A 19,649-nucleotide genomic window follows, 5' to 3' on the forward strand; every position below is an offset into this window, starting at 1 on the left:
ACCTGTATAAGTTATTTAAATATCAAGGATAGAAAAGTGAAAGTACTTAAGTGGATTGCAATTGGAATAGCTACTTTATTAATTATAGGCTTGCTAATTCCCGAAAAAATAATGATTCCGGTACAAGGTGCCACAAGTAAAGATTGGAACCATAACACGTTTTGGTACGAGCCTTGGGGTAGGTCGGGTGTGCACAAAGGAATTGATATTTTTGGCACAAAAAATACCCCCGTAGTTGCCTCAACAAGCGGTGTTGTTATATTTGCAGGTGAGCTAACCCGAGGTGGTAAAGCGGTTGCAGCACTTGGGCCTAAATGGCGTATACATTATTTTGCGCATTTAAATGACTACTCGGTAAGTACAGGTGATGTGGTAAGCATAAACAGTCAAATTGGTTTACTGGGCGATACTGGAAATGCTGCAGGAAAACAGCCTCATGTGCATTATTCTATTTTATCGTTAGTGCCCATGCCGTGGCTTTTTACAACGCAAAATCAAGGGTGGAAAAAGATGTTTTTTTTGAGCCCACATAAAAAATTAACGATTAAGTGACCATTGTATTTACTATAAAATGACCTTTTAAATTTAGCTGTTAATCCCGTATAAAATGGGCTTAACAGCTTCAAAGTAATAAATTTTAATTGTTAATACTGATTTTTCGTTTACTGCATTGCTACTGCGAGCTGGTGGTATAAACCAATACCAACAATCACATTAAACGGGAAAGTTACACCGAGTGAACTCAGCATAGCAAGACCAATATCGGCTTTAGGGATTGCCGCCTTTATTGCAGCGGGTGCGGCTATGTATGAGGCGCTGGCTACTAAGCTGCCTAAAATAACTACCGAGCCTAATTCTAAATTTAAAAGTGTGCCGACTGCTGTGCCAATTATGCCTAAAAATAGCGGGGTGACAATAGCAAATACCGCTAGTTTCCAATGTTTCCAAGGGATAGGACGAAGAGTTTGCGCGGCTACTAAACCCATTTCTAGTAAAAATAATGCCAACACAACCTTAAAGCTACTTGTTAAAAGACTCGTTACTTGGCTGCCTTGCGCCGTGCCGTACATCATACCGATAACCACGCCGCCAACGAGCAAAATTACGCTTTTGTTCGTGAGAGTTTCGTGCCAAAGGGCTTTTAACGACAACTCATTATTTTGGCCGTTTTCTTTATCAAGCTTTCGGTAAAGCAATAAACCAACAATGATTGCAGGGAGTTCTAGCATCACTAAATAAAGGGTTACTTCTACACCTACTACTAATTTAGCCGACTCGGCATAGGCGAGCGCAACAGCAAATGTACCAGCACTCACTGAGCCGTAATGAGCGGCAATGCTGGCGCTATTAGCAACAGAGAGTTTAATCACGTATTTTAAAATTGGGTAAAGCATAAGGGGTATAAGTGCACCAAGGAGCATAACCGATCCCATTTCGGGCAGTAGTTGCCAGCTTAAGTTACCGTGCAGCACCATACCGCCTTTTAAGCCGATAGTTAACATAAGCAATAAGCTTAATGTGTCGTAGGTGGCTTTTGGAATGGCCAAATCAGAGCGTAAAATACCCGCTACTAATCCTAAAATAAAAAACATAACAACAATATCTGGCACTGGCTTTCCTTACTAGGTGGTAAATTAAGTAGCGCTATTGTAGATAAAACTTTGTATAGTAAATAATAAAATAAATGCGAGTTAGTTATAGGTTTTTATCTATGAGTTGCTTATTAGATAACTATTATTAGGTACATTATGAGGTAGGTATGGATTTACGACATATATCGTTTAGGTTGCTTGAAGTATTTATGAGCGTGGTTAAAACGGGTTCAATAAGCGAAACCGCAAGGCGTTTACACCTAACACAGCCAACGGTATCGCTACAAATAAAGCGACTGCAAGAAGCGGTAGGCGAGCCATTACTCCTTATACAACAGCAAAAGTTACACGTGACCGATGCAGGGCTTGAACTGTTTAAAACATGCCAACAGGTGTTTGGACATTTTGAAGACTATCAAGATTTTTTAACCGAGCTTAATGGTGGATCGCGCGGCCGTTGTAAAATTGCAATGGTTAATACGGCGCAATATATTTTACCAAAACTACTTGGACCTTATAGTAATTTACATCCCCATGTTGAGCTCCCGCTTGAAATAGGTAACAGGGCTGAGGTGCTTGATAGGTTTGAGCGAGGGGAAGACGATATTTATGTATTTAGCCACCCGCCGTCGCTTGAACACGCACAAGCTGCGCGTTTTTTGCATAATCCACTGGAATTTATAGTGCCGCTAAACCATCCGTTAGCTCATGTAAAAGCCGTTAAATTAACTGATTTAATGCAGTATCGTTTTTTACTACGAGAAAATGGCTCAGCAACACGTATGTTATTTGAAAGCGAGTTACAAAGCCGAGGGTTAGTGCTGAGCGATAGCGTGCAAATGGCGAGTAATGAAGCAATACGCGTCGCGGTTGCATCGGGTATGGGTATTGCGGTTTTATCACGCCATGTTCTTGCAACAGACGATACTAGTTTTAAAGTGTTAAACGTAACCGATACCCATTTAGCGAGTCATTGGTATTTTGTAATGCGAACAGATAGGTACATATCGCATGCTGCACGTAACTTTTTAAAGTTTGCGCAGCAGCACGTAGAGCAATATTTAGATACGCAGTGGGTGCGCAATGAGTTACATAATTTAGATTTAAACTAGATTTAAATTAGGTTTAAAGTTAATTAATATCCGGTGTTGAGTCTCTTAAAATAAGCTTTGGCTGAAACACGTGCTTTACTGTTATGCCGCTTTTTTTATAAATGTCTTTAAGTACTAAGTTAGCCGCAGCTCGGCCCATTTCGGGAACTGGGTTATCTATTGTAGTCAGTGTTGGGTAGAGGTAATTGGTAAAAATTACGTTATCGAACCCAATAATGGCTAAATCTTTTGGCAGGTTAAAACCGTGTTCGCGGGCGTATTTCATGGCACCCGATGCCATTTCGTCATTGGCACATACAAGGGCAGTTATTTGCGCTTTATTTTGAATAAAATGCCTTAAGCCGTCGCTGCCGCCGGTTTCTTTAAAGTCGCCTATGTAAAATAGGTTTTCGTCAAAGGTTAGGTTGTACTCTGCTAGGGCTTGTTTGTGACCTTTTAAACGATTTGACGCGTCTTCTTTAAACTGCGGGCCTGCTATGTACGCAATGTTTTTATGGCCTTTGTTGATCATGGCTTTAGTGGCTAAGTAGCCGCCCATTACGTTGTCGAGGCTAATGCAGTTTTCTTCAATTTCTTTAACGTAGCGGCTCATTAAGTAAATAGGGGTTTTGCCTTTACTTAACTCAATTAGGTACTCGTTTGATACCGCTTCTACGTGGGCAATAATAGCGTCGCAATTACGGCCTATTAAAAACTCAAAGCCGCTTTTTTCTTTTTTCTCATCACTGTGCCCAGGGGTAATAATAACGTGTTTACCTGCAATACGAAGGTGCTCTTCAATGGCTGACATCATTTGACCAAAAAACGGACCATCCAACTCAGAAACTAAAATACCGACGCTGTTTGTAGTGCTAGACGCCAAAGAGCGAGCAATAGAACTTGGCTGATAGCCTAGCTCTTTCATTGCTTCTAATACCTTTTTTTTAGTTTTTTTGCTTACGTAGTCGTTGTCGTTAAGTACCCTTGAAACAGTTGATAAAGACACACCTGCCATTTCTGATACTTGATAAATTGTCGCCATTGATGTCCTAGCTTATATGTGTTTTTAATCGCGCTTTATAAAATATAAAGCGCGAAGGGTCATTAAAAGTTAATTTACACATTACTGCGTCTAATTGCTAAGTCTTCTGTTATTTTTTGCGTCATCGCTGAGGTTAGTGGATAAATAAGCATCAATGCGGCGCCTAAAAAAGCAAATGCGGCAGGTATCCAGCTCATAAGTAGCTGCATACCAGGTAGGGCTTGCGTAATTGTTAGCTCATCCATGCCGTTATAGCCGTAGCCTGCAAGTACCACTAATACTAAAGCACCTGCAAAACCACCACCGGTTTTTTGCACAAATGTACCCGCAGAATAAATAAGGCCAGTAGCGCGGCGTTTGTTTTTCCACTCTGAATAATCGGCCGAATCACCAAGCATACTAAAAAATAATGTTGGCATCATCGCGGCAAAAAATTCAGCAGCGCAACCAAAGGTAAATACAGCAACCAGGTTATCGCTAGGTACCCAGTAAAATGCAGTAGTGAGTATGCCGCTTAGCATTAATGATGCTATAAATAGGTTTCGTTTACCCATAATTTCGGCCAGTTTACCTGTGGCAAGTGCGCCTAATATAGATACAACCAACAAGGCAATAAAGTATTGCCCAGCCATGAGTTCATTAGCTACGTGGTACTTAAAGTAGTACGCAATTACACCGTATTTTATGCCATTAAACATCATGGTTAAAAAACCAATGCCGAGTAACACCAACCAAGGTTTGTTGGTCAGAAGATCAACCATATCGCGCTGTGAGCCCGTTAAGCTTTGCTTATCTTTACTGAGCAATTTTTTAATAACGAATGTCATTGCAGCCATAACAAGGGCAAAAAATACGCCGCTGTATAAATCGCGGTAATAAAAAAACAGGGTGGTAGCAAGCAAAGGTAGGATTATAAATGGCAGGCTTTTGGTTAAATCAAATAACTCTGATTTTAAATTCCCTTCATTTGAGGCGTGCGGTGTTACACGCTCTTTGGTGGTCGCAAACGTTATAATCATTAAAATAATAAGTAAGCTGGCAAATAAGTACATAGTAAGCTGATAGCCTTTGGCGTTGTCGCCGCCACCAAAAAATGCCACTAGCTCAGGTAAAAAACCCATAACCAATAAGCCACCCGTAAACGCACCGGCAAACCTAAAACCAGAGAGCTTTGTGCGCTCTGTATCGTCTGGTGTCATTACGCCCATAAGTGCCGAGTAGGGCACATTACTTACGGTGTAAGCAAGCGTTAAACCAATGTAGGTTACGTAGGCATAAATAAGTTTGTTGGTGGTGCTAAAGTCGGGTGTAGTAAAACACAACACCATAAACAAGCCCAAAAACGGTGCCGAGTAGAGTATCCACGGGCGAAATTTACCAAAGCGCGACTGCGTTCTGTCGGCAATCATACCCATAATAATATCGGTTACGCCATCAGATAGCCTTACCACCAAAAACAACATGGCAGCGGCGGCTGCCGATATGCCAAATGTATCGGTGTAAAACACCGCTAAATAAGCAAGCGCACCGCGCCATACTAAGTTAGCGCCGGCATCGCCCATGGCGTAACCTACTTTTTCGTATAAAGGGAGTTTGTTCACAGTGTGTGTTCTTATTGTTATAAGCCGATAAATTATCGGCTAGTTATTAGGTTACTGTACGCTTTACCGCTGGCTTTAACAGTTCGTTTTTGTGTGTTGTAGTCTACGTGTACTATTCCAAAGCGCTTTAAATATCCTTCTGCCCATTCAAAGTTATCCATTAGGCTCCACGCAAAGTAACCATCTACTTTTACGCCTTGCTCGGTTGCGTTATGCAGGGCATTTAAATGCTCGTGGTAATATTCAATACGGTCGATATCTTTTACTTCACCGTCTTTAAATTCGTCAGCCATGGCTGCGCCGTTTTCGGTAATATAAATAGGCGGTAGGGTGTATTTTTCGTTTAACGATACAAGTAATTCTGTAAGCGCTTTAGGGTAAATTTCCCAGCCTATATCGGTCATTGGCGCTTTATGTGGCAGCTCATGGTAAAAGTCGGTTTCGCTTGCTTGATAATGCATGCGGGTATAAAAGTTAACCCCTAGGTAATCTAGCGGTTGAGCAATTATTTCCATGTCGCCATCTAAAATATCTGGGCGGTGAGCTTTTGGTAATTGCTTAATAATATCAGGGTATTTACCTTGCATTACAGGCTGCATGTACCATTGGTTTATGTAGTCATCAGCAAATGCAGTGGCTTTTAAATCGTCTTCACTTTGGGTAACTGAGTAACAAGGCGTAAAGTTAAGTACAATACCGTTTAGCGTATTTGGGCTATTTTTAGCAAGTACTTGCATAGCTAAACCGTGACCCAGTAATAAGTGGTGCGCGGCTTTACGACCAAATTCACGACCTACAATGCCAGGCGCATGTACGCCAATTTCGTAACCTAAGTAAGAGCTACAAAACGGTTCGTTTAAGGTGGCGTAAGAGTGCACACGTTCCCCAAATGCTTTGGTAATTAAATCTGCGTAATGGGCAAATTCGTAAGCGGTGTTACGGTTTAGCCAGCCACCTTCGTCTTCAATGTGTTGTGGTAAATCCCAGTGGTACAGCGTTACAAAAGCTTTAATGTTACGACGTTTTAATTCATCTAAAATGTCGGTATAAAACTTAACGCCTGTCGGGTTTAAGTGACCGCTTTTAGTCATTACGCGTGGCCACGAAATTGAGAGTCTGTAAGCGTCTACACCTAATGACTCAATTAGGTTTATATCGTCTTTCCAGCGAGTGTAGTGCTCGCAGGCTACATCGCCATTTGAATTATCGACTATTTTGCCTTCTTTACTGCAAAAGGTATCCCAAATACATGGCAAGCGATCAGCTGCGCCGCCTTCAATTTGAAATGAGGCCGTAGCTACACCATAAGTAAAATTTTTGGCTAAAAGTGGTGAGCCACTAGGTAAAGATAATTGTTTCATTAAGAGAAAACCTCTGCTTCTTTTTTGGTAAAGTTTGCTTTGTATAGAGCGTATATTAAATTCATTATTGGAAGCGCTTCCATATTTAATTTGATTAATCACTAAGTATGGTATTTAATAACTTTAAGGAAGCGCTTCCATATTTAGGTTAGTGGCTATTGTTAAACAGGTCAATAGTTAAATTTAAATAACAAATGGGCGCTCACAAAATCACACTGACACAACACAGGGCTATAAAAATGAAAAAAAGCTTAAACACTAACAGGTTACACATGCTCCCCATTTTAATTGGAGGATTGTGCGTTTTAAGTGGGTGTAATAAACAAGAGATTAACGCAAATAATAGCCAAAGCGCCGTAGTCAAAAAGACTGAGCATGAGCAAGGTGATTTATCACTTTGGCCAACCCTTAAAAGTAAGGTAGTTAAAACCCCTGAAATTGAAAATACAATTGCACAGTATTTAAAAACAATGACGCTTGAGCAAAAAGTAGCGCAGATGATCCAACCTGAAATTCGCGATATTAGTGTTGAAGATATGCGCAAATACGGTTTTGGTTCGTATTTAAATGGCGGTGGCTCGTTCCCGAATGCTAATAAGCATGCAACGCCTGCAGATTGGATAACACTTGCTGAGAGCATGTACCAAGCCTCGGTTGATGACTCAATTGATGGCAGTAAAATTCCGACCATGTGGGGCACCGATGCCGTACATGGCCATAATAATGTGATTGGGGCGACGTTATTTCCGCACAATATTGGTTTAGGTGCAGCAAATAATCCTGCATTAATTGAGCAAATTGCAGCAGCTACGGCAATAGAAGTAATGGCAACAGGCATAGATTGGGTGTTTGCACCAACTGTTGCGGTTGTGCGCGACGACCGATGGGGCAGAACGTACGAAGGCTACTCAGAAGACCCTGCAATTGTACGTGAGTATTCAGCCGCAATTGTAAACGGATTGCAAGGCAGAGCCGATGAAGACTTTTTAAGTGATAAACGCGTAATTAGTACCGTTAAGCACTTTTTAGGCGATGGCGGCACAGTAGATGGTGACGATCAAGGCGATAACATTGATAGCGAAGAGGTGTTATATAACATTCATGCGCAAGGTTATATAGGTGGCTTAACCGCAGGTAGTCAGTCGGTTATGGCATCGTTTAATAGCTGGAATGGTAAAAAAAATCACGGCAACAAATACTTACTTACCGATGTATTAAAAACAAAAATGGGTTTTGATGGCTTTGTTGTAGGAGATTGGAACGGACACGGACAAGTTGCAGGCTGTACAAATGAAAGTTGCCCACAGGCTGTTAATGCGGGGCTTGATATTTTTATGGTGCCAACGGGGGCTTGGAAGCCACTTTATGAAAATACAATTAAACAAGTAAAAGCGGGCACAATAACAATGGCGCGAATAGATGACGCCGTAGCACGTATTTTACGCGTTAAATTACGTGCGGGTTTATTTGATAAACCGAGCCCCGCAAATCGAAAATATTCAGGTAAATTAAAACTAATAGGTGCGCCAGCACATCGCGATATTGCCCGCCAAGCGGTACAAGAGTCGCTAGTACTGCTTAAAAACAACAACCATTTATTACCGCTTAACCCATCAAGCAACATACTTATAGCGGGCGATGCGGCCGATAACATAGGCAAGCAATCGGGTGGTTGGAGTATTACGTGGCAGGGAACTAATAATCAAAATGCAGATTTTCCTGGGGCAACGTCTATTTATGCGGGGCTAAAAACGCAAATTGAGGCTGCTGGCGGTAACGCTATTTTAAGCCCAACGGGTGAATTTAATACCAAACCCGATGTAGCCATTGTTGTATTTGGTGAAGAACCATACGCAGAGGGGCATGGTGATAAAGACAACCTTGAGTTTGAACGTAACAATAAACGTTCTCTTAAAATATTAAAAGCATTAAAGCAGCAAGGTATTGCGGTGGTATCGGTGTTTATATCAGGCAGACCAATGTGGGTTAACAGCGAGCTAAACGCGTCAGATGCATTTGTAGCAGCATGGCTTCCTGGCACTGAAGGGCAGGGTATTGCTGATGTTTTATTAGCGGATAAAAATGAGCAGGTACAGTATGACTTTAAAGGTAAATTGTCGTTCTCGTGGCCTAAATCGCCACTACAAACCGCAGTAAATAAGGGCGATGCTGATTACTCGCCATTATTACCCTATGGCTTTGGCTTAACGTATAAAGATGAAAGTACGCTTAGCAATAATCTAAATGAAGACTCAGGTGTTGATATTAGTAACCTTGCGCCGCTATCTATATTTAATGGCAGCTTTAAAACACCGTGGCGTTTGTTTTTAAATTCAAACAGCGAGCAGCACCAAGTAGCAAGTAATAGTGTAAAGCTTGGCGGTATTACTTATCGCACTGAAGACAAAGCGATTCAAGAAGATGCGATGCAATTTAATTTTGATGGCACTGCAGCCAGCTACATCGAAATTAATAGTAACTTTACCGAAGACAAAGTGGCCTACATTGAAGCAAATTCAGCCCTAAGCTTTAGCTATAAAGTAAACCAAATACCTAGCTCACAAACATACCTTGCAATGAAGTGCGAACAAGGCTGTGGCGGCGAGCTTGATATTACCCGTGATCTTGAAAATGCTGATTTAAATAAATGGCAAACCATGAGTATAGATTTAACGTGTTTTGCTAAAAAGGGCGTTGATTTTGCCAGAGTAACCAGCCCTTTTATTATTAAAACGGCAGGCGAGCTTAACGTTTCAGTTGCAGATATTAGCTTTGAACCACAAGGCGCTGAAACAGCAAAAATAAAGTGTGAGTAGTAGAGTGCTTATAAGTTAAGTTTATTGTGTGTTGTCTCAAAGCCCTTAGTAATAAGGGCTTTTTTTAAAGAGGATATTTATGCTGGGCAATACTGCTTTAAAAACTCATGATGAGGCGGTAATTGGCTGACGCGTTGCTCTATTTGTTGCTTAATACCGTGTAAAAAACGGGTGAGTTCTTCGTCGCTCATCATGCTGGCTATTAAGTGATGTTGATTAGGCTCAATACCTTGACCAAGCATAACTTGCACCCACGAATCGACTCTAAAAATGTCGCCATCGTCTAGAAATACACGGCCTGTTTGCTTAAACAAATCAATTTTATGTTGAAGTGTTTTTGGCACTTCCATGGCATTACAATGCTGCCAAAACTCGCTGTCATCGCGATTAGTTACTTTGTAGTGCAGCACGATAAAGTCGCGAATATTTTTAATTTCGCTTTTAAGCTGTTTGTTGTATTCATCAATGGCGTGATTGGTAATGCCATTAAACGGAAATAAACGCATAAAGCGAATAATACCCGACATAATTAAGTGAATGCTGGTGGACTCAAGTGGCTCTACAAAACCGCTAGCAAGGCCAAGCGCTAGGCAGTTTTTGTTCCAGCCTTTTAAGCGACGCCCTGTTTTAAATTTAATAATACGCGGCTCTGTAAGCGGCTCGCCCTCAATGTTATTTAATAATAGCGCTTTGGCTTGTTCGTCATCCATATATTGGCTGCAATAAACTAATCCGTTGCCGACACGGTTTTGCAGCGGTATACGCCATTGCCAGCCGCTTTTGTGGGCAATAGAGCGGGTAAGTGGCAATACGGTCTCGCTGGTTGATTTTGTTTGCACGGCAATGGCGCTGTTACACGGTAGTAAATGAGACCAGTCTTCGTAGCCAGTATGCAATGCTTGCTCTATTAATAAGCCTCTAAAGCCGGTGCAATCAATAAAAAAGTCGCCGTTAATGTGCTCACCACTATTTAAAATCAATGATTCTATATGGCCCGTTTTAGTGTTTTTTATTACTTTTTGTATTTTACCTTCAATGCGTTTTACACCTAATGGCTCTGAAAATTCACGTAAAAACTGCGCGTAACGCGTGGCATCCATATGGTAAGCATAGTTAATGGGGTTTTGCTGATTAAACGCAAATTTACCGGCTTTAGCCGCTTGCAGCTCGTAGCAGTAATCGCCAAATGGGTTGTTTATTCCAAGTACTTGACCTTGCAGCCAAAAGTGATGAAATTCACCCGCCCAGCATTCTTTGCCCGTTGCGCCAAATGAGTGAATATAATGCGTGTTTTCATCGCCCCAGTTTTCAAAGCTAATACCTAATTTAAAGCTTGCTTGAGTGGCTTTCATAAATGCTTGCTCGTTTATACCCAGCAATTTATGGAATGTACGAATAGGCGGAATTGTAGCTTCGCCAACACCTACAGTGCCAATATCGTCAGATTCAATAAGGGTTATGTTTATATTGTTACCAATTAGTTTAGCAAGTGCCGCTGCGGCCATCCAACCAGCGGTGCCGCCTCCAGCAATTACTACGTTTTTAACAGCGTTTGTTTTAGTCATTATGTGGCTGCCCATTATTTGATAAAAGGTGATTTAAAAGCGCGCGATTACTTGGCAGCCCATTTAAGCACTGCGCTATTTTTTCGCGATTTTGCTGGTAATAATAATCCCCAGCACGTGGGTCGTTAAATGTATTTTGTGCAGAGACTGTTTGTGTATTAAAGCCCATGCCATATAAAACGTATTGGTAACTGCTTGATGAAAACACTTCTTCGTTTTCAATAAAATCAAAGCGGCTAGGGGGCTGAAATTGCCAAAGTTTAAGTAAGTTTTGCAGGCGCTCGGGCGCGGTATTTAAATTACTAATATCTTGCCAATAAGGAGTATCGTCGCGCTTGCTTAGCACATAATGAAGTTTTAAAAACTCAATAACGCGTTGCCAACGAGTGCTAAAACGGTCATTAAAACGCGTTTTAAGCTGGCTCATGTGGGTGCGGTTTTGCGGGAGTTGCTCGCTTATCATGCTAATTGAAAGCTCAACCATAGCAAGAGCTGACGCTTCAAGTGGCTCTAAAAAGCCAGCTGACATACCTACGGCAACACAGTTTTTAATCCAAAACTTTTGTCTGTAACCAGGGCTGAATTTTAATACGCGGTAGGTAAGTTGCTCAGCTTGTTGCTCACTGGTGCTTTTGGTTATGTAGCTTTTTAGAGTATTTGCTGCGCTTTCATCACTTTGATATTTACTACTAAATACATAACCTGTGCCACGGCGTGTTGGCAGGGCTATGTCCCAAATCCAACCGTTACTTTGCGCTGTAGATAGCGTAGCAGAGGCAATTGGTTGATTGATGTGTGCATTAGGTATTTGCGCCGCAACAGCGCTGTTATTAAATAAAATATGATCTTGCGCTATAAACTCACTATTAAAATGATCACCAATTAAACGAGCGCAAGAGCCTGAGCAATCTATAAATAAATCACCCGTTATATCGCCATTATTATTTGTTTTTAATGCGGCAATATAGCCATGCTCGTCGTTAATAACCTCGGTTACATCGTCAGTAATATGAGTAACATTTAGGTTTTTAACGCAGTAATTTTTTAAAAACTCAGCAAATTTACCCGCATCTAAATGATAGCCATAGTTGGTAACTGCTGCATATTCGGGAGTTTGTAATTGTTTTGGTGCAAGTGCTGCTTGGCATACAAAGCTTTGCATATTAACAACGTCGGCAAATTTTTGGTTAGGTGCAATACGTTGCCAACTGGCGTGTAAATTAGTGTGCTCGTAGCCTTGTGGATTCATAAAAGGGTGGTAGTAGTTTTCTCCCTCGCTGAGGTTTCGCCAATTTATAAATTTAGAACTTTGCTTAAATGATGCGTCGCACTGGGTTATAAAATCACTTTCTTTAATGCCAATGCGCTTTAGCGTATTACGCATTGACGGCCATGTACCTTCGCCCACACCCAATATAGGCACATTTGCCGACTCCACTAACGTTACATTAAGGTGCGGGTGTTCGGCGGCTAATAAGCCTGCGCTTAGCCAGCCGGCAGTACCACCACCTAAAACGACTATTTTTGTTATTGGTTTGGTCATGAGTTAACCCCCTAAAGTTGATAACAATTAAACTAGCATTAATACTGTTTTAAATACAAAAAAGCCGCTAGTAAAAACTAACGGCTTTACTTTGTATTACCTTTAGAAGTTGTAACGCATACCAATATTGTAACGTGCACCTAGCTGTTGTAGGTTCCACAATTGAACTGACGTACGGCCATGTTCGCGGCTGTTTTGTTCAGTAATATTAAGGCCTTCAACAAAAAACGATAGTTGTTCGCTGTAGTTGTACGCAACATTAAAGTCGATTTGATAATATTCTTCAGTAAAGCCTGGCTCGTTTACGTATCGAGCTGCGCTATTTAAAAACTTATCACGCCAGTTGTAAGCAATACGTGCCTGAAAATCATCGTTTTCGTACATTGCTATAAAGTTAGCTGTATCGCTTAAACCCACTAATGCAAATTGTGTTGTAGTAGGGTCAGCGTTTACATCAAAGTCTATGTCGCCATTAACTGTGGTGTAGTTTGCTTGCACACCAAAGCCGCTTTCACCAAAAAAGTGCTGAAAGGCAATTTCGAAACCATCAATAGTGGCATTTTTATTGTTGGTAGGTACTTGCGCTGTAAATTCTAGTAATGGGTCATCGCTGTTAGCAATTACATCGTAAGCGGCTTCAAACTCTTCGTAAGTCATAGAGTCAAAATCAACGCCATTTTCTGTTGCGGCAACCATTTGAAATAAGTTTGAATCGGTTAGAGCAAGTCCGCGAGATTCTAGCTCAGCAATGGCAGCTTGAGCGCGAGGACCCGCTGTTGCATCGCGTAATCCGTAGTAGTTTTGCGTCATTGGTGTTAAACCAATAAAGTTTTCGATGTCTTTAGTGTAATAACCTACCGACACATAACTTGTTTCTGCAAAGTACCACTCAGCCGATACATCAATATTATCTGATTCAAGCGGCACTAAACCAGGGTTACCCGTTGACGCAGTAGCCGGTGAAGAACCCGCTAAAAGAGTAGGGGCGCCCGGTACACCAACAGTCGCTGCTGAACTTAAGTTGTCGTAAGTTGGGCGAGCAATTGTTGTGCTATAAGAAAAACGCGCTTTTATGTTTTCGATTACTTCTATGTCAAAGTCAAAGCTTGGTAAAAAGTGATCGTAGCTAGATTTAAGCGTGAAATCTTCTTTAGCTGAGCCAAAACGAACATTAAAGTCGTTATTACCTTCCCACGCTACTGCGTTAGGTAAGTCGATATTAGCCGTTGAGGTAATGTCGGTAGACTCTTGGCGCGCGCCAATTACAATGTTGTATGGCATATCGCCAATGTATCCGTTGTAAGTAAATTGCACAAACGCTGCGGTTATATCTTCTTCAATGGTGCGGTTAGTTGCAAATGCGCCATCGGCTGCAAAGTTAAACCCGTATTCTTCACCTGCCCAGTAACCAATTTGCGATGCGCTGCCAGTATAACCTTGGTTGTACGAGCCCGATGTATCGTAGTCGTCAAACTCAGCTAAAAAGTTTGTTGGGTTTAGGTAGCCATCAGGCAGTTCGCCTGGGTTTTCGATACCCCAGTTACCCATTGTATTACGTGTAAGTGATTGCAGTGAATGGCTTTCCATAGAGCGAGACTCTATACCAAAGTCAATTGCACCGTTTTCAATTTCGTATTTACCATGGATTCTAAATTCTGTTATTTCAGACTCTTGGCGAGCAAAGTTAGAATCTAAAATAGACGTACCCACATCAGAGGCATCTAACGTGTTATTACAATTTAGGTTATCTCGGCGGCAATCATCAAAATCGATACTCATTGATGGAAGTTCGCGGCTAAAATCAACTTCTTGTGCGTTAACTACGTTTGCACCCAAGCCTGCGTTTACCCAGCTGCCGTAAGGTGCATCTGGTTTGCTAGTGGCTTTTGAATTGTGCGCATCAAACATAAAGCTCAATTCTGAATTGAAATAGTACTCAACGTTTAAACCAATAGAGTCGTTTTGGTTAACTTGGTTTAACTCTTGAAACGCTAAACCTAAATCGCGTGTTTGCTGATCGCGACGTTCTTCTCGGTAATAAATAGGAGTTTTTACCGTGTTATCGTCAAACGTTAGCGCGCTTTTGTAGTTATCCATCCATATTGATTGCTCAGCACGGGCTTCGAATAAATCTTGCTTAGAATATGTGTAATCAAGCGTGGCTGTTAAATCGTCAATAGGGCTGTACTGCAGCGTTAATTGCGCGTTTGTACGAGTACGTTCTCTGTCGGCAATGGTGTAGCGCAAATCTGATGGCATTGAATAAAGCTGGCCAACGGCGGGTGCATTAGTTAAAACAATATCGTCTGCAGCTTGTGGGATTGTGCCGTCAAAAGCTGATGTATTCCATTGATTTACAAATGCACCTGTTGATGAGCTATCGCGCTGTTGCATACTTGCAGTTAACGAGGCACCAAATTTAGCTTCACTGTCGGTCCAGCTAATTAACCCCGAAAGCTCTGGTGTTATGTCATCACCAACGCGGTTTGTTGAGTCGTGTAATGCTTTTACGCCAATGCTTGAAACAAAGCCTGGGTTATCAAGTGGGCGAGCGGTATTAATATTAATTGTTGCGCCAATACCACCTGATGCAATGCTTGCTTTACCAGTTTTATATACTTCAACCGATTTAACGCTATCAGACGCTAAGTTTGCAAAGTCAAAAGCACGAGAGCTGGGTGTACCACCGCCTGCAGGCAAAGATGCCGCCGGCATTGTACGCCCGTTTAGGGTTACCATATTGTAGTCGGGGCCAAAACCACGAACCGTTACTTTAGAGCCTTCACCATTTGAGCGATCAATCGACACACCCGTAATACGCTGTAGCGACTCGGCTAAGTTGGTATCGGGGAATTTACCAATATCTTCAGCTGATATAGCATCTACAACACCAGCGGCGTCGCGTTTTAAACGAGTCGACTCTTTAATACTGCTTTTAAAACCAGTAACTTGAATTACTTCAACATCTGTATTTGCTTCTTGTGCATATACAGGTAAAGAGATTGATGCGCCTAAAATCAGAGATAGGCTAGTGGCTATCTTTGTTTTTCTTACAATATGGTTGGACATTCGGTTTCCCTCGCGCTTTTATCATTATTATTAACAGCTTGTATGGGGCTGTTATTGTGTAGTTATAAACATTGTCAAATGTATGGAAGCGCTTCCAGAAAGGTCTGTTTAACTAGGCTTTGTGGAAGCGCTTCCAGAAATGCTAGTTTAAATTTTGTATAGGGTCAACTATTGTTTTAATAAAATGAGACTAAATTGTTTTTAAAATGTATGTTTATTGGATTTGATTTTATTTAAATTATAAATTACAGGTGGTTATAAAAAACCATTTGAAATGGTGGTGTAACAATATTTTATTATAAGGAAGCTGGTTATTGATTCATTTAGTTATTTACACACTGTTATGAGGTGTTTAAATCAGCTTTTAGTAAGGGCTAAAGTTAATAAATCGGCCGTGGTCACTCAACAAAAAATAGGTACATTTGCTAACTTAGCGAAAATGCCGATGTAGTGATTATGTAAAACGCAATTGATGAAAACGCATCAAGCGGCGGTACTATCTCACTTTATGAATAGGTTATTAAAAAACCAATAATTGTTTAAAAAATCGTTAAATAAATCACTAAAAAGTAAGGTAGTTTTTGCAGAATATGGTTTAACCATAAACTTATAAAGTATTACGCATAAGGGAGTTGCGAGTCGCTAGTTTTATCGCTATTTTAAAGGTTCTCTCATAGATGGATTTTTTATGCGCAATAAATTTTTAGCGAGCTTTTATTCTTTTTTCTTATTAGTACTATTTGGGTGTGATGATCAAGTTTCGTCTTCGCAGAAAAAAGCCCATTTAGAGGATTTAGTAAAACCATCTTCAGATTCAAAACAACAAGAACAATTTACTAACGTTGAGGATCCAGTGTTAGTACTAGGGTTAGTTGCAACACATTGTAAAATGAATGAAACCGCTTATATAAACGCTAAGATGCAAAAAGTGCTGCGTAATCCAAGTGAAGATATTGCTTATAAACTTGAGCCTACTGATAACGTACTTTCTATTTGTGTTGCTAAAGACGACTCATCATTGAGCTATCGATTTGGTCGAATTAATGACATAGGGCTTGAAAAAGAAGCTACACCAAGTGCACCATTTGGTAGTTACTACAGGCAAGTAGGGCGTATTGGCGAGAGTATTTTATTTTTTAGTAATGGCGAGTATCATTATTATATTATTAACTCAGGCGGCATGGGCAGTGGTGTAACCGTTAATGTTTATAAAAATAAAACGCTAATAACTGAGCTTTTTTCAGGTAACGATCCTTATGATGACTTTGTTATAGCAACTGATTTAAATTTACCAAAAAAGCTGGTCAGTGAAAGGCAGCCTTTTAATAAGAAAATGCAGTAAATAATGACTCCACAACAGCAAAAGGTGATTGAACAAGGACACTGGTTTAAAAACCGCAGCCCTTATTTAAAAAGCTTTTTATTAACGCAAGGCAAAACGCTCACGCTAAAAGCCCAGCAATCATTATTTTTGCGAGGTGATAAGCACGATGGAATTTATGCCGTACTTAGCGGCGTGGTACGTATTAGTGGCGTAAGCAACGAAGGCAAAGAAGCCGTATTGAGTTTTGTAGATACGTCGCTGTGGTTTGGCGAAGTTACCTTGTTTGATGGTGGCCGGCGCACTCATGATGTATATGCACAAACTGATGTTGTGCTTTTTTACGTACCCCAACGCGCGCTTGAACAGCTTTTAAATGAACAGCCACAATATTGGCAAGAGTTTGGTTTATTGCTGGCACAAAAGTTACGGCTAATGTTTACCTCAATGGAAGATCACGCATTATTAAGCGCTGAACAAAAAGTATGTAATCGGCTTTTAATGTTGAGTGAACACACAGAGCATTTAACACCGCTTGTTTTATCTCAGCAGCAACTTGCTGATATGACCTACCTAACGCGCCAAACTATTAATCAAATACTGCAACAACTTGTTAGCCTACAAGCTATTAGCTTGGGGTATCAACGTATTACTATTATAGATAAACAAAAGTTACAGGCCTGTGCTGCACAAGCTTAAATAGGCTGGGTATTTTTAGTTGGAACCAAAATTGCTAAAGATAATGTAATGCAACAATGGATTTGAGCTAATGACAACAATAACCTTTAAAAATCAATATAGTAACTATAACTCATCGATTATAACTAAAGCGGCAAGCCCGAGCGAAGTTACGGCAACTAATGTCCTCCCTAATGAAAAAACAAGTGAAGTTAAAGGCATAAGCTCAGGCCCTCAAGAGCAAACATTTTTAGAAAGCGCGCAAGAAGCGCTGGTTTATCAGCGCTTAGGTGTAAATAAAGACAAGATAGACGAGCTCAAAGCGGCAATAGAAGAACTCACTAAAGAGCTACAAGGTGAGGGCGCAGACCCTGACGCAATTGCTGATAAAATTGAGGAACTTCAAAAAATGATCGATCAAGAGTATCAACAAGGGCGCGAGCGAATTGATATGCAAGGTGAGCATGAGCCGGGTAAAATAATTTCTGCATTTGCTTAATTTACACAATGTCGGATACCTGACATTGTTGTTGTGTCTACTTTTGCTAAAGTAAGTTTTACACATAAATTAAAGGCAATAAAATGAAAACACTTCAACAGCAACTTGGTAAATATGGTTTGTATCATCGTTCTAAGCGTAATGTACTAACGCACTTTTTTGGTATTCCGCTCATTGTATTTGCAGCGTTGTGTTTACTAGCGCGCATTCAAATACCCCTTGGTAGCTTTGTAATTGATGGCGCACAACTTTTTGTATTAGCGTCGGTTGTTTATTATTTTATGCTGAGCTTTTCGCTTGGCTTTATTATGGCCGTGATATTCACTTTACTCCTTGTTGGTGCTCAGCCTATTGCGGCAATGGCGTTTTGGCCGTGGTTGAGTATTGGCGTAGGTGTGTTTGTATTTGGCTGGGTACTGCAGTTTATTGGGCACTATTACGAAGGTAAAAAACCAGCGTTTGTAGATGACCTAATTGGTTTAATTATTGGCCCTTTGTACGTAACTGTTGAACTACTATTTTTAATGGGTTTTTACAAAACATTAGAAGATGAAGTAAACGCAATAGCGGGTCCTACAAGGGCGTAAAATACTTTACTAAGTACCTTTATAAAACCTAATAAATAACAATAAAAGGGCAGATAACGCATGCAATATAATAATAAAACCGTGTGGATCACCGGCGCATCATCAGGTATTGGTAAAGAGCTTGCTATACAATTTGCCGAGCTTGGAGCGCGCGTTATTTTATCGGCGCGCAATGTAGATAAACTAAACGATTTAAAAGCAACGCTTAAAGGCGAAGGGCACTTAGTTGTGCCGCTGGACTTAGCTCAGCCAGAGCATGTACAGTAACAGCAAAAATGAACGAGCTTCCTGCAATTGATATTTTAATTAATAACGGCGGCGTATCGCAGCGTAGCTTATTTTTAGAAAACGACTTTAACGTGTATCGCCAATTAATGGAGGTTAATTACTTTGGCTTAATTGCACTTACTAAAGCTATATTGCCTGCTATGGTGGCAAGGCGCAGTGGCTCAATTGTGTCTATTAGTAGTGTGGCGGGTGAAGTTGGTTCAAAATTTAGAACGGGATATTCGGGTTCTAAATATGCGGTTGTTGGTTTTATGGATTGCCTACGTGCAGAAGTTGCTGAACATAATATTCATTGTTTAACAATTTGCCCAGGTTCTATTAAAACAGCAATTGCGCATAACTCACTAAACGAGCAAGGCATAGCGCAAAATAAACCAGAAGAGTCGATAGAAAATGGCATGGATGTAAGCGTAGCAGCTTCAAAAATGATTCGTGCCATTAGTAATAAAAAAGACGAAGTGATTATTGGCAAAGGTTTAAGTGGTTGGGCGCCCACAATTAAACGCTTTTTTCCTACTTTGTTTAATCGCATTACTGCAAAAACAAACTATAGGTAGCGTCGTTTATTTCAAAGGCGTAAAATGCCGTAAATTTGA

General features: G+C 40.7%; 14 protein-coding genes and 1 pseudogene. 8 read left to right on the plus strand and 7 right to left on the minus strand.

The features are described 5' to 3' along the window. Positions 1-36: 36 nt before the first annotated feature. Positions 37-552 (plus strand): M23 family metallopeptidase, encoded by a 516-nt coding sequence (locus DC53_RS15645; RefSeq protein ID WP_033028753.1) that lies wholly within the window; start codon positions 37-39, stop codon positions 550-552. Positions 553-662: 110 nt separating this feature from the next. Here DC53_RS15645 and DC53_RS15640 read toward each other — a convergent pair whose 3' ends face one another. Then, entirely contained in the window at positions 663-1,610 is a 948-nt protein-coding gene (locus DC53_RS15640; protein WP_033028754.1) for a sodium-dependent bicarbonate transport family permease, read from the minus strand. A gap of 149 nt (positions 1,611-1,759) precedes the next feature. Between DC53_RS15640 and DC53_RS15635 the strand changes: the two genes are divergently transcribed. Next, positions 1,760-2,704, plus strand: coding sequence for a LysR family transcriptional regulator (locus DC53_RS15635; RefSeq protein WP_033028755.1), 945 nt, complete (start codon positions 1,760-1,762; stop codon positions 2,702-2,704). Between the two features lie 19 nt (positions 2,705-2,723). Here the strand turns inward: DC53_RS15635 and DC53_RS15630 are convergent, their stop codons facing one another. The 3 genes from DC53_RS15630 to DC53_RS15620 form a co-directional block, all read right to left on the minus strand. Then, a complete protein-coding gene (locus tag DC53_RS15630) occupies positions 2,724-3,725 on the minus strand; it encodes a LacI family DNA-binding transcriptional regulator (RefSeq protein ID WP_007583313.1) in 1,002 nt (333 codons plus the stop codon). Positions 3,726-3,799: 74 nt separating this feature from the next. After that, positions 3,800-5,326, minus strand: coding sequence for an MFS transporter (locus DC53_RS15625; protein WP_033028756.1), 1,527 nt, complete (start codon positions 5,324-5,326; stop codon positions 3,800-3,802). 32 nt (positions 5,327-5,358) lie between these two features. Continuing rightward, the gene (locus DC53_RS15620; RefSeq protein WP_033028757.1) at positions 5,359-6,687 is read right to left on the minus strand and encodes a GH1 family beta-glucosidase; all 1,329 of its coding nucleotides are present in this window, start codon (positions 6,685-6,687) and stop codon (positions 5,359-5,361) included. Between the two features lie 239 nt (positions 6,688-6,926). Between DC53_RS15620 and DC53_RS15615 the strand changes: the two genes are divergently transcribed. Next, entirely contained in the window at positions 6,927-9,503 is a 2,577-nt protein-coding gene (locus tag DC53_RS15615) for a glycoside hydrolase family 3 protein (RefSeq protein ID WP_033028758.1), read from the plus strand. A 77-nt stretch (positions 9,504-9,580) separates the two neighbouring features. On the opposite strand, the gene DC53_RS15610 is transcribed toward DC53_RS15615, so the two are convergent. The 3 genes from DC53_RS15610 to DC53_RS15600 all read right to left on the minus strand — a co-directional run bounded on the left by DC53_RS15610 (position 9,581) and on the right by DC53_RS15600 (position 15,680). Continuing rightward, the gene (locus DC53_RS15610; protein WP_033028759.1) at positions 9,581-11,068 is read right to left on the minus strand and encodes a tryptophan halogenase family protein; all 1,488 of its coding nucleotides are present in this window, start codon (positions 11,066-11,068) and stop codon (positions 9,581-9,583) included. Continuing rightward, a complete protein-coding gene (locus tag DC53_RS15605; protein ID WP_033028760.1) occupies positions 11,061-12,611 on the minus strand; it encodes a tryptophan halogenase family protein in 1,551 nt (516 codons plus the stop codon). Before DC53_RS15605 ends, DC53_RS15610 begins: the two co-directional genes overlap by 8 nt. A gap of 102 nt (positions 12,612-12,713) precedes the next feature. Further along, on the minus strand, positions 12,714-15,680 hold the full coding sequence (locus DC53_RS15600; protein ID WP_033028761.1) for a TonB-dependent receptor: 2,967 nt from the start codon (positions 15,678-15,680) through the stop codon (positions 12,714-12,716). Positions 15,681-16,368: 688 nt separating this feature from the next. On the opposite strand from DC53_RS15600, the gene DC53_RS15595 reads away from it, so the two are divergent. From DC53_RS15595 to DC53_RS0120370, 5 genes and pseudogenes are all read left to right on the plus strand, one after another. Further along, on the plus strand, positions 16,369-17,022 hold the full coding sequence (locus DC53_RS15595) for a hypothetical protein (protein WP_007375480.1): 654 nt from the start codon (positions 16,369-16,371) through the stop codon (positions 17,020-17,022). A gap of 3 nt (positions 17,023-17,025) precedes the next feature. Continuing rightward, positions 17,026-17,700 (plus strand): Crp/Fnr family transcriptional regulator, encoded by a 675-nt coding sequence (locus tag DC53_RS15590; protein ID WP_007375479.1) that lies wholly within the window; start codon positions 17,026-17,028, stop codon positions 17,698-17,700. 70 nt (positions 17,701-17,770) lie between these two features. Then, positions 17,771-18,178: a hypothetical protein gene (locus DC53_RS15585; protein ID WP_007375478.1), complete on the plus strand. Its 408-nt coding sequence runs from the start codon at positions 17,771-17,773 to the stop codon at positions 18,176-18,178. A gap of 83 nt (positions 18,179-18,261) precedes the next feature. After that, complete coding sequence (locus DC53_RS15580; RefSeq protein ID WP_007375477.1) at positions 18,262-18,765, plus strand: Mpo1 family 2-hydroxy fatty acid dioxygenase; 504 nt, start codon at positions 18,262-18,264, stop codon at positions 18,763-18,765. A 60-nt stretch (positions 18,766-18,825) separates the two neighbouring features. Next, a pseudogene (locus DC53_RS0120370) lies at positions 18,826-19,610 on the plus strand (SDR family oxidoreductase). The last annotated feature ends 39 nt before the right edge of the window (positions 19,611-19,649 follow it).

The organism is Pseudoalteromonas fuliginea (assembly GCF_000690055.1).
Classification (GTDB): Bacteria; Pseudomonadota; Gammaproteobacteria; order Enterobacterales; family Alteromonadaceae; genus Pseudoalteromonas; species Pseudoalteromonas fuliginea.